Genomic DNA, 11896 nt, shown 5'->3' with positions numbered 1-11896 from the left:
TTGCTCGTCCTGATTGGTTGTCTTGTACGTAAGTCCCGGTTCAGGCTGGGAAAAGGAGTCGTCCCGATGATTCGAAACCTTCCACGGCTGACCGCTGGCGGACTGGCGCTGCTGGCCGGGCTCTGGGTGTCGCCCGCCCGGGCGGCCGAGCCCACCAAAGAAGGGATCGAGTTCTTCGAGACCAAAATCCGTCCCGTGCTTGTCGAAAGCTGCTACGGCTGCCACTCGGTCGAAGCCAAGGCCAACAAGAAGCTCAAGGCCAAGTTCTATGCCGACAGCATGGAATCGCTGCTCAAGGGCGGCGATTCCGGAAGTCCCGGCATCGTGCCCGGCGACCCCGGTACGAGCATGGTGATCAAGTCGATCCGCTACGACTACAAAGACGACAATGAATCGCTGAACATGCCCCCGAAGAAGGGGGACAAGGGTGGCAAACTCCCGGCGGACGTGATCGCCAACTTCGAAAAGTGGGTGAAGATGGGCGCTCCCGCGCCGGCCGACTTCCAGAAGCCGAAAGAAGCGAAGGACCCGAAGGCCGACGCCGGAACCGGCCCCGCCACGCAGGCCGTTGCTCCCGCCCACATCGACCCGAACACCGCCGCCAAGACCCACTGGGCATTCGCCAAACCGGTGTTGCCGGCCGTCCCCGCGGTGCAGAATGCCGCGGCGGCAAAGAACGAGATCGACCGGTTCGCGCTCGCGAAGCTTGAAGCCAAGGGGTTGCAACTGTCGGCACCCGCCGACCGTCGCACGCTCATCCGCCGGGTCACGCTCGACATGATCGGCTTGCCGCCGACGCCGGAAGAGGTCGACGCGTTCGTCGCCGACACCGCGCCCAACGCCTACGAAAAGGTCGTCGATCGCCTGCTGGCTGATGTTCGTTACGGCGAACGCTGGGCCCGTCACTGGCTCGACGTGGCCCGCTATTCCGACACCAAGGGTTACGTGTTTCAGGAGGAACGCCGCTACCCCTACGCCTATACCTACCGCGATTATGTGATTCAGTCGCTCAACAGCGATAAGCCGTACGACCAGTTCCTGATCGAACAGATCGCCGCCGACAAACTCGATCTGGGCCCCGACAAAAAGCCGTTGGCCGCGATGGGCTTTCTCACCGTCGGCAGGCGGTTCCTGAACCGGCAGGAAGACATCATCGACGACCGCATCGACGTCGTCGCCCGCGGCACGATGGGCCTGACGGTCGCCTGCGCCCGCTGCCACGATCACAAGTTCGAACCGATCCCCACCCGCGACTACTACAGCCTGTATGGCGTTTTCGCGTCGTCGGAAGAGCCCAAAGACCTGCCGCTGATCGGCGACGGCAAAGGGTCGGCCGCGTTCGAGGCGGAGCTGAAGAAACGCCAGGACGAGGCCGAGGCCTTCCTGGTCGGCCGTCGCGATGAGCTGATCGCCAAGGCCCGCACGCCGGAACTGTTCGCCAAATACCTGGAAGCATCGCTGACCGTCGAGAAGCGCGGCCTGACCGGCGACGACCCGATCATCTACCGCGCGGTACTGACGCGTTTCCGCGCACACCTGACCGAATCGGCCCAGAAGAAGGACAACATCTTCGCCGCCTGGCGGATGTTCGCGGCGGTCAACCCGGAAGAGTTCGCCGCCAAATCTGCCGTCGTGACCGACCGCATCGCCAAGGCCGCCGAAGTCCACCCGCTGGTGAAAGCCGCGTTCAAAGATGCGCCCAAATCGCTGACCGAAGTGGCGCAGCGTTATGCCCAGCTTCTGGCGAAGTACGACAAGGCCGAGGCGCTGCCCAACGCCGACGAGGAATCGCTGCGTCAGGTGATGCGCGGGCCGCAGTCGCCGCTGGCGCTGTCGGTCGCCGACCTGCGTGCCGGCCTTCGTCGCGACGACCGCAACAAGTACCAGGAGTTCGAGAAGAAGGTCCAGGCAGTCCAGATCGGCAATCCCGACGCCCCGCCCCGGGCCATGGTGATGACCGACGGCAAGCCGCAGGACGTGCAGGTGTTCATCCGCGGCAACTCCGGCAATCGCGGGGTGGTCGCGCCGCGGCAGTTCCTGGAGATCCTCGCCGGGCCGAACCGGCAGAAGTTCACCAACGGTTCCGGCCGGCTCGAACTGGCGCAGGCGATCGCGAGCAAGGACAACCCGCTGACGGCGCGGGTGATCGTCAATCGAATCTGGACGTGGCACTTCGGGCAGGGCATCGTCCGCACGCCGAGCGATTTCGGTTTGCGCAGCGATCCCCCTTCGCACCCGGAAATGCTCGATCACCTCGCCGTCACGCTGATGAACGAAGGCTGGTCGATCAAGAAGCTTCAGAAGCGCATCCTGATGTCGGCGGTCTACCAGCAGTCGTCGGCCGACAACGCCAAGGCGCGGGCGATCGACCCCGACAACGTCCTGCTCTGGCGGCAGAACAGCAAGCGGCTGGAGTTCGAGGCGATTCGCGATTCGATGCTCGCGGCGAGCGGACAACTGAACCCCAGCAATTTCGGTCGCCCGGTTGATATCGCCAACCCCGCCGAGGGGCGTCGGACGATCTACGGCTTCATCGACCGGCAGAACCTGCCGAGCATGTTCCGCTCGTTCGACTTCGCCAGCCCGGACATGCACACGCCGATGCGAGGCGGTACGACCGTTCCGCAGCAGGCGCTGTTCTTCCTGAACAGCCCGTTCGCGCAGCGGCAGGCGAAGATGATGCTGACGCGGGAAGATGTCGCCCGGGAAGCGACGATCCCCGGCAAGGTGACGCGCATCTACCGGCTGCTCTACGGCCGCATGCCGGCCGCCGACGAATTGGCGCTCGCCGAGCAGTTCGTCGCGACCGAGTCGGCACTGCCGACGGCGGAGATCGCGGTCGAGAAGCCGATCTGGCTGAACGGCTACGGCAAGGTGGACGACAGCGCGAAAAAGACGGCTGCCTTCACGGCCCTGCCGTTCTACAGCAAGCGTGGCTGGGCCGGCGGCGAGAAGCTGCCGGATGCCAAGCTCGGCTTCGTCTATCTGTCGTCCAAGGGAGGTCACGCCGGCGAAGACGGCAAGGCCGCCATCCGCCGATGGACCGCGCCCGCCGCCGGTACGGCGGAAATCGCCGGCGAGCTGGTTCATCCCAGCAGCGGCGGCGACGGGGTCGTCGGGAAGATCGTCTCCAGCCGTCAGGGCATTGTCGGCCAGTGGCAGGTGAAGAACGGCAAGGCCGCCGCCACCGCCAAGGGCATCCCCGTCGAAGCCGGCGACACGATCGACTTCGTCGTCGAGTGCGGCGGGAACACGACCAGCGACGGCTTCCAATGGACCCCGGTCGTCACCCTGAGCGGCCCGAAGGTCGCCGGCGGGTCAAAGAAGTTCGACGCCGCGGCTGATTTCACCGGATCAAAGGACGTCCAGCCGCCGGCGGAAAAGCTGTCGGCGCTGGAGAAGTACGTGCAGATGCTGATGTCGAGTAATGAGTTTGTGTTCGTGGATTGAAGGCGTCGGTGGGGCAGACATTCTTGTCTGCCTCGGGCACGGTACTCCGTGACCGAAAGTACCTACCGAGATCAGAGTGGCTTCGGACGGACGAGTACGTCCGCCCGAGACAGGCAAGAATGCCTGCCCCACTAGGATGGCCGACCCGGACGCACGAAGGTCAACAGATAGTCGTAACTAAAAAAGCTGTCACTATGAATCATCACCGCCCCAACCCCAACGACATCTTCCTCACCCGCCGCGACATGCTCAACCGTTGCGGCATGGGCATGGGCGCGCTCGCCCTGGGCAACCTGATGGGCCAGGGCGGCATGCTGCACGGCGCGACCGCCGGCGATGTCGCCAAGGCACAGGCTGCTGGCAAGCCGATTACGTCCGTCGGTCAGCCGATGAACCCGCTGGCGGCGAAGGACCCGCAGTTCCCCGGCAAGGCCAAGCACGTCATCCACCTGTTCATGAACGGCGGACCGTCGCAGGTCGATACCTTCGACCCAAAGCCGATGCTGACCAAGCATCACGGCCAGGCGCTGCCGGCGTCGTTCAAGACCGAACGCAAAACCGGTTCGGCGTTCAAGTCGCCGTTCGAGTTCAAGAAGTACGGCAAGAGCGGGCTGGAAGTGAGCGACCTGTTCGCCAAGACCGCCGCCGCGGCCGCCGACGACCTGTGCGTCATCCGCAGCATGAAGGCCGATGTCCCGAACCATGAGCCGTCGCTGCTGCTCATGAACTGTGGCGAGGCCCGTCTGCCGCGCCCCAGCTTCGGCACCTGGGTGACGTATGGCCTGGGCACCGAAAACCAGAACCTCCCCGGCTTCGTCGTCATGTGCCCCGGCGGATACCCGATCCAGGAATCGCAGAACTGGCAGAGCGGCTTCCTGCCCGGTGTGCTGCAAGGCACCTACATCGACACGCAGCACACCGACATCCGCAAGCTGATCGAGTACATCAAGAGCCCGTCCGCCAGCACCGGCGAGCAGCGCCGGCAGCTCGACCTGCTGATGCAGCTCAACCGCAAGCACCAGGAGAAGCGGCAGGCCGACCAGAAGCTGGAAGCCCGCATCCAGAGCTTCGAGCTCGCATTCCGCATGCAGGCCGACGCCAGCGACGCGTTCGACGTCAGCAAGGAACCCCAGCACATCCTGGACATGTACGGCCCCGGCACGCAGGCAAGGCAGATCCTGATCGCCCGGCGGCTGGTCGAGCGCGGCGTGCGGTTTGTTCAGGTCTGGCACGGCGAGGGCCAGCCGTGGGACAACCACGATGACATCGAGACTGGCCACAAGCGCCTCGCCGGCCAGTGCGACCAGGCGATCGCGGCGTTGCTGACGGACCTCAAGCAGCGCGGCATGCTCGACGAGACGCTGGTCATCTGGGGCGGCGAGTTCGGCCGCACGCCGGTCGTCGAACTGCCCACGCCCGGTAGCAACGCCGGCAAGATGAACGGCCGCGACCACAACCACTACGGCTTCACCATGTGGCTCGCCGGCGGCGGCAGCAAGCCCGGCGTCTACGGCGCGACGGACGACTTCGGCTTCCGCGCCGAGGTCAACCCCGTCCACGTCCACGACCTGCACGCCACCCTGATGCACCTGCTCGGCTTCGACCATGAAAAGTTCACGTACCGCTACGCCGGCCGCGACTTCCGGCTGACCGACGTGCATGGCACGGTGATCAAAGATCTGATTGCGTAGAGTGCGAAATCGGAGGTGTCTATGTCGATACGAGCGATCGTGAAGGACGGACAGATCCAGCCGGTTGAACCCATTCCATTTGATTGGGTGGAGGGGCAGGAACTGACCATCGAGGCGGGGGAACGGATTCTAACTGCGCAGGAGTTGGATGAGTGGGAGGCCGAAATGGATCGCCTGGTAAGCAAGCTACCAGTTCAGGATCACCTGCAACTCAAGGCTCTAATGGAGGAAGTCGAGGTCGACAGTAAGCGTTCAACGCGACGCGAGTGGGGGCTCGAGTGAGGCGAAAATATCTGCTCGACACGAATCAGCTTACACACGCCGCCGCTAATCGGGGATCACCAGTTGTCAAACGCATTCGCCAAGTGAGCTCGGCGGGAGATGCTGTTGGCGTTTGCGTTCCCGTTCTCTGCGAGGCTCACGCCGGCTTTGCCGGATTGTCTGAAGCCAAGCGAGAGCACTACCTCGAAGAACTTCGACATCTGATGCGATTGCTGCGACTGTGGCCTCTGGATTCTGACGCAGCCGTCGAATACGGGCGTATCTATCAGAGCTGTCGCCAAGTCGGACGCGTGCTTTCTCCCGTCGATATGATGCTTGCCGCGTTGGCTCGCGAGGAGCGCCTGATTCTGGTTACTGCGGACCGAGATTTCGACGCACTGCCCGACCTCCGCATCGAGGACTGGACGCTTGAGTAGTTCAAAGATCCGAGAAACAACAAACAAGTGAGCCCCGCCTACGGGCAAGTAAGACGGGGCTCGGGAAGGGGCAATGTTGTGCGGCCGGCAGCCTATTGAGCGGCGGCCGGTGTTGCCGTCGGGGCGGCGGGGGCGGGCGTGGCCGTGCCATCCGCGGGTTGGCTAGCGGGCAGCGTCGCCGGTGCGACCACTACGCCGGGTTCCCAGCCGGGCAGCACTTCTTTTCGCAGCGACACCCAGTCGTCGCGCCACTTGTCGCCTCCGGTGCGGTCCTTGTAGTTGATGAACATGTCCTTCACGACCCGCTCGGCGCCTTCCTTGATCTTTGTCGCGTTGGGGAACTCCGGCTTCTTCGCGATTTCCAGGTTGGAGCGAATCCATTTCAGATTTGCTTCCCAGAAGACGGGGTTGTCCTTCACGACCGAGTCGCCGCCGGCCAGGTTGGCCTCGATGATGTTGGCCCCGCCGAGCTTGCCGTCGCGGATGAGCGTGCCGAATGCGCTCGATGCGCCTTCGTAGTTCTTCTTTTCGTATTCGCAGGTCGCGATGCCGAAGTCGACCGACGAGTTGTCCTTCATCGCCGGCAGCTCCTTGAGCTTTTTGTAGACGGCGAGGGCTTCGTCGTTCACCTTGTTCTTTTCCGGCCCGTCGGGCAGGAGCTGGCCGGCCTCGCGCTTGGTGTTGGCGTCGTACAGCGTGAACTCGGGGACCTTGGCTTTGATCTTGGGATCTTTGTGATTCGCCGCCCAGGGGACCAGGAAGCCGGTGAGCTTGGCCTTGTTGGCGGCGTCCTTGGCCATCTGGTCTTTGTCGCCGGCGCCTTTGGCGGTGTCGAAACTGGCGGTCAGGCGCGTGAGGATTTCGCCCACCATGCCGATCGCGAACTCGGCCGTCTCCGGCCGGCCGGCCAGCTGCTGCACCTGCGCGATGGCCTGGTCGATCTGGCCGTCGTTGATCAGGGCGTTGGCCCGAATGAACATCGCCTTGTTCTTCAGCGCCTCTTCGTTGGCGACGCCTTTGATCTTCTCTTCGAAACCCTGCAGCAGCGCGATCGCCTGCTTCGGCTGCTTCTGCTGCAGCGCCAGCTCGGCACCTTCGGACGTGGCGTACATCATGCGGAATTTGAAGGTCGCGGCGAGTTCCGGACTGGCGGCACTGGTGATCGCGGCCTGCGCCAGCGGGATGATCTGGTTGATCATCGTCGATAGGTCCCGCATCCGCTGGCTGCGCAGGGCGGCGTCCTTGGTCTGGTCAAGCAGCATCTTGGTGCAGACCATCTCGTAGTACCGCGCGTTGAACTCCAGCTTGTCCCCCTTGGGAATCTTGCGATAGAACGAGATCGCCTTGTCCGGGCTGCCCATGACGCGCAGCCAGTTGGCGTAGGGGTAGAAGGCTTCCTTGCGGTTGAAGGGCGGGTTGGCGGCGACATCCAGGGCCCGCTCGTACAGCTTGCGGACAGCCGGGTCCTGCGGTGCCTTCTGGTACTGGGTGAAGGCGATATACGCCGCCTGATCGACCGCCGCCGCGGCATTGGGCTTGCCCGCGTAGAGCTTGTCGGTGCCGTAGTCGAGGAAGCCGTTGGCCGCCTCAACCGCCTGGCCTTCCTTCTGCTGGAACAGCGGGATCAGCAGCTTGGCGGTTTCGATCGCCTCGGGGTTTGCGCCGCCGGGGCCGGGCTTCTTGTCGGCCATCACGCGGGCGGCTTCCAAGCCGCGAAGCAGCACCTTCTTGTCGTAAGGCGTGCCCTCGGGCTTGTTGCGCTCGCCGTCGCCGCGGGTGATCAGCGCCTGCAGCACCGGAGCGCCCTGTGCCTTCAGGTCGGCGTTTTCGGGCAGGCGGGTGACGAGCAGTTCGGTGATCAGTGTCTGGAACTGCGGGAAGTCGTCGCCGAGCTTGGTCAGGATCGTGTCGGCGGCCTGATTGAGCTTGTCGCGCGCCGGCCCGGCGGGGGCGGCCTCGGCCTTGGCCGACGCGATGCGGTACCGCAGCATCGTCATCTGCGCGCCCACCATTTTCTGGGCACCTTCGCGAGCGCCGCCATCGATGCTGGGAATTAGCGTGGACTTCTGCCATGCCTCCAGATCGTTCGCGGCTTTCTCGGCGTCGGCCGGCTTCTTGGCCAGCACCCGTGCGACTGCCGAGAAATACCTTGCGTCATTCTGCTGGAACTCGCTCGGTGCCGGCGCCATGTCGACGGTCTTTTTGTCGGCGATCATCTTCTTGTCGATGATCAACTGAAAGTTCTTCAGCGCCGCGTCGTAATCCCCCTTGCCCATCTGCAGCTTGGCGATGCGCATCTTCACCATCGGCCCGACGCCACTGTCGGGCGTGTCGAAGTCCGTCAGGAACTTGATCGCTTCGTCGGCGATCTTCTTGCGCTCGTCCCACGCGGCCTTGTTGTTGCCCGAGGCGTCGATCGACACCACTTCGTAGTAAGCCGAGAGCGCGCCGACGTACTTCGCCTGGTTGGCCTGGGCTTCGAGCTTTTCCCAGAGGTCGATCTTCGGATCGTTCGGGCTCTTGATCTGGTTTTCCAGTGCCTTGGCCTGGGCAAACGCCGTCTCGCTGACCTTCTTCAGCATCTGCACGGCGACACGGGCGGCCGGGCGGATGCGGGCCTGGGTGGACGAGTTGTCGCCCCAGTAGTCGAGCGTATCGACGTCGGGCTCAATGCCCTTGGCGATCAGCGTCGCCGCGTAGTTGTTCAGGACGTTGAGGTCGTTGAGTTTCGGCACCAGCTTGTCGAGCCCGTCTACGCTTTGGCGCAGCAGGTAGATTCGGCGGGCGTTGCCCATCGCCGGGGCGGCGCCGAGTTCGCGCAGCGCCTGGAGCGCCTTGAAGGCATCGCGGTCGGCCTGCGGAACTTTCTTTTCATCGAACAGCCGGGTGAGCAGCGAGTTGATGCCCCGCCCGGCCAGTTCGTTCATGACCGTTTCTTCGCTGAGGGCATCGAGTCCCTGGGCACCGGCGGGCGTGGCCGGGGCACCCACCGCCGGCGGCGCGGCGGGCGTGCGGGCCTGGCCCAGCACGCCGGTCGTCAGCGACGCCACCGTCAAAGCGGCGGCGACCGCCAGCTTGAGCGACCCACCACCCATGGTCAGGACGACTGGTTTCTGGCTTGCACTCATCGGGCTCTACCTTCGCAAAACGAACCGGGACGGATCGAACGACAAGGCGGCGCGACCACTGTCCCTGACCCCCGATGGGGGCCCGGGCCACACGCCGAACACTTTCGACACCAATAATGACGGGAGCGGGAGAACTCAGAGGCACCCGCAAACCGCGGGAAACGCCCCTCCGCGGCGCCGCTCGACAGCTCCCGGAGTATATGACGACCCGGCCACGAAATCATTAGGAATCGGGAGAAGGCGGTAGGCGATCGGCGACAGCCAGCAGGTAGTACGCAGCAGGTAGCGATTGGCGTATGCTCGTAGCCGAGGCCTCGGGCACAGTGTACTCGCGGCAAACCCTTGCCTTTCTCCGCTTCCTGCGTACTGCTTACTGCGTACTGCCTACTCCAAAGAGGACGCCATGAACGCACTAGTTCTTGAAAAAACCCACCACATCCAGATCCGCGAGCTGCCCGTTGACGAGCCCATGGGGCCGCATGACGTCCGGATCCGTATCCATACCGTGGGTATCTGCGGGTCCGACGTCCACTACTACACGCACGGCCGGATCGGGCCGTTTGTCGTCAATGCGCCGATGATTCTCGGCCACGAGGCTTCCGGCACGGTCACCGAAATCGGGTCGGCGGTGACGAACCTCAAGCCCGGCGACCGCGTCTGCATGGAACCCGGTATCCCCGACCCCAACTCCCGCGCCACCCGATTGGGCATCTACAACCTCGACCCCGCCGTGCGATTCTGGGCCACCCCGCCGGTCCATGGCTGCCTTCGGCCGAGCGTGGTTCATCCGGCGGCGTTCACGTTCAAGGTGCCGGACAACGTGAGCTTTGCCGAGGCCGCGATGGTCGAGCCCCTCGCCGTCGGTATGCACGCTGCGAGCAAAGCGATCATCAAGCCCGGCGATGTCGCGGTCGTCATGGGCGCGGGGCCGATCGGTATGGTGACGGCGCTAGCCGCTCTGGCCGGCGGTGTGAGCCGGGTGGTTATCACCGATGTGCAGCAGCCCAAGCTCGACCTCGCCGCGACGCTCGGCCCGGTGACCGCGGTCAATGTTGCCAAAGAATCGGCAAAATCGGTGGTCGACCGCCTGACCGAAGGCTGGGGTGCCGACATTGTTTTCGAGTGCAGCGGCAACCCCAAGGCCGCAGCCGGCGTGTTCGATACGCTCCGGCCCGGCGGATGCGTGGTGATGGTGGGTATGCCAATCGAGCCCGTCGCGTACGACGTGGTCGCCGCCCAGATCAAGGAAGCCCGCGTCGAGCACGTCTTCCGCTATGCCCACGTTTACCCCAGGGCCCTGGCGTTGATGGGCGCAGGCAAGATCGACGTCAAACCATTGATCACCGACACATTCGATTTCAGCGATTCGGTCAAGGCGTTCGACTTCGCCGTCAAAATGCCGGCGACGAGCGTGAAGGCGCAGATCGTGCTGGATTGAGGACGAAGGAGTCGAGTACGCCGGGGAGCCCCGGGCCCCGCCGCAGCCGGGGTCGGTATCGACTTGCGTTCGCATCATGGCCCTGCCGCAGCCTGACAATCTCCCCGATCCGCCTGAGTATCTTCCCTTCCGATCCGGCACCTTTCGCCAGACGCTGGGCATGAAAGGGCTGCGTGACTCGGAATGGATCGAGCTCGATCGCGCGGCCCCGTCCGAGCTGGCATTGAAAAGGTCGCTGCTGGCCGATCATCGGTCGGCGGTTTTCGTGGCGACCGAAAGAGCTTGGGCATCGTCGCACGAAGCGGTTGAACTGCTCTGTCAGCATCTGATTCGCTATCTTCCGAAATGGTACGCGACCGAAAACGGGCAGATCGTCAATCGGATTACCGGCGAGCGATGGCCGCTGCCTGATGCAACCCTCATGTCCGGCATGCATCCATTGGAACTTGCGGCCAGACTGGTCCAGGAGGATTGGTGTGTGCTCGATGAGACGCCGCAGGGTTTGAAACTATCGGCCGGGTGCGTTTGTTTTCCCTCGCGGTGGTGCGTGTCAGAGAAGATCGGAATGTCGGTGTCGGCAATCCACGGCCCCGTCCCCCTCTACGATGCGCATATCGGTCTGCAAACCGACCAGTTTCTCGACCGCCTGACGGTCGATCGTCCGGTTTGGCGCGTGAACTGGAGTCTTCACGATGGCCCGAATCTGTTCCGCCCCGACGCACCGCCGATGTGGCCCGAGGGGGAATTGCCCGTCTCCGAGGTGCCCACGAAAGTGTGGCTGCGCGTCGAACGGCAGACGCTGCGCCGGCTGCCGGCCAGCGGCGCGGTCTTGTTCGGCATTCGCACGCATATCCGGCCATTGTCGGACCTGGCCGATCGCCCCGAAGTCGTTGCCGCGCTCGCCGCCGCGGTGGCCGAGTGGCCACCGGAGGTCGTCGCCTATAAGGGATGCATGCGTTCCCTGCCGAGCATCCTGCGCTGGCTCGAACTGAGCGCGAATAGGGCAGTCGGATGATGCGGGGCCCTCTGCGTCTGATAACTCCGCGCGTTCCCCGCACAGCCGTCCGATGTTTCGTAGAGTGACATCGAAAGGACTCTGGATGATCCGTACCCTCAAGGCCCTTGTGCTGACGTCGTCGCTGCTGCTCGCCGGTGGCTGCGCCAGCGGGAGCGGCGACGCCAACTTTGATGCCAAGATCGGCAGCGTCAAAGCGGGCACGCCGAAGTCGGTCGTTCAGCGGGAATTGGGCAAGCCCGACGAGAAGAAGCTTGCCGTCGCCGGGGCGACGCCGGCGGGGCTGTCTCCGCCGACCGTGCAAACCGGTTCGCGGTACGAAACCTGGACCTACCTGCGGGGTACGAAACGGTTTGATATCGTCATGGGCGGCAGCACCGAGCATCCCGGGCAATGGGAAGTGCATTCGGTGTCGAGCCGGCCGGCAGATCGGGCTCGTTAAGGATCGGCGTGAGGCAGCCGGTGGTCATGCCCGG

The 11896-nt window shown here is 64.1% G+C and carries 8 protein-coding genes; 7 read left to right on the top strand and 1 reads right to left on the bottom strand.

The annotated features are described in order from the left end of the window. Positions 1–66: 66 nt before the first annotated feature. The 4 genes from IPV69_RS13435 (at position 67) to IPV69_RS13420 (ending at position 5839) form a co-directional block, all read left to right on the top strand. Positions 67–3450, top strand: coding sequence for a PSD1 and planctomycete cytochrome C domain-containing protein (locus tag IPV69_RS13435; protein ID WP_206290190.1), 3384 nt, complete (start codon positions 67–69; stop codon positions 3448–3450). 194 nt (positions 3451–3644) lie between these two features. Continuing rightward, positions 3645–5141 (top strand): DUF1501 domain-containing protein, encoded by a 1497-nt coding sequence (locus IPV69_RS13430; protein WP_206290189.1) that lies wholly within the window; start codon positions 3645–3647, stop codon positions 5139–5141. Between the two features lie 21 nt (positions 5142–5162). Then, positions 5163–5423, top strand: a complete 261-nt coding sequence (locus IPV69_RS13425; protein WP_206290188.1) for a hypothetical protein — start codon at positions 5163–5165, stop codon at positions 5421–5423. Next, positions 5408–5839: a type II toxin-antitoxin system VapC family toxin gene (locus tag IPV69_RS13420; RefSeq protein ID WP_315853140.1), complete on the top strand. Its 432-nt coding sequence runs from the start codon at positions 5408–5410 to the stop codon at positions 5837–5839. Before IPV69_RS13425 ends, IPV69_RS13420 begins: the two co-directional genes overlap by 16 nt. A 92-nt stretch (positions 5840–5931) precedes the next feature. On the opposite strand, the gene IPV69_RS13415 is transcribed toward IPV69_RS13420, so the two are convergent. Further along, positions 5932–8967 carry a hypothetical protein gene (locus IPV69_RS13415; RefSeq protein ID WP_206290186.1) on the bottom strand — a complete coding sequence of 1012 codons (3036 nt, stop codon included), beginning with the start codon at positions 8965–8967 and terminating at the stop codon, positions 5932–5934. A 403-nt stretch (positions 8968–9370) separates the two neighbouring features. On the opposite strand from IPV69_RS13415, the gene IPV69_RS13410 reads away from it, so the two are divergent. The 3 genes from IPV69_RS13410 to IPV69_RS13400 all read left to right on the top strand — a co-directional run bounded on the left by IPV69_RS13410 (position 9371) and on the right by IPV69_RS13400 (position 11862). After that, positions 9371–10405, top strand: a complete 1035-nt coding sequence (locus tag IPV69_RS13410) for an NAD(P)-dependent alcohol dehydrogenase (RefSeq protein ID WP_206295625.1) — start codon at positions 9371–9373, stop codon at positions 10403–10405. 76 nt (positions 10406–10481) lie between these two features. Continuing rightward, positions 10482–11420 carry a heme-dependent oxidative N-demethylase family protein gene (locus IPV69_RS13405; protein WP_206295624.1) on the top strand — a complete coding sequence of 313 codons (939 nt, stop codon included), beginning with the start codon at positions 10482–10484 and terminating at the stop codon, positions 11418–11420. Positions 11421–11505: 85 nt separating this feature from the next. Then, the gene (locus tag IPV69_RS13400; RefSeq protein ID WP_206295623.1) at positions 11506–11862 is read left to right on the top strand and encodes a hypothetical protein; all 357 of its coding nucleotides are present in this window, start codon (positions 11506–11508) and stop codon (positions 11860–11862) included. The last annotated feature ends 34 nt before the right edge of the window (positions 11863–11896 follow it).

This window comes from Humisphaera borealis, assembly GCF_015169395.1.
Lineage (GTDB): Bacteria > Planctomycetota > Phycisphaerae > Tepidisphaerales > Tepidisphaeraceae > Humisphaera > Humisphaera borealis.
The sequence above is the reverse complement of the archived record's forward strand: the minus strand, read 5'-3'. Positions and strand labels throughout refer to the sequence as shown.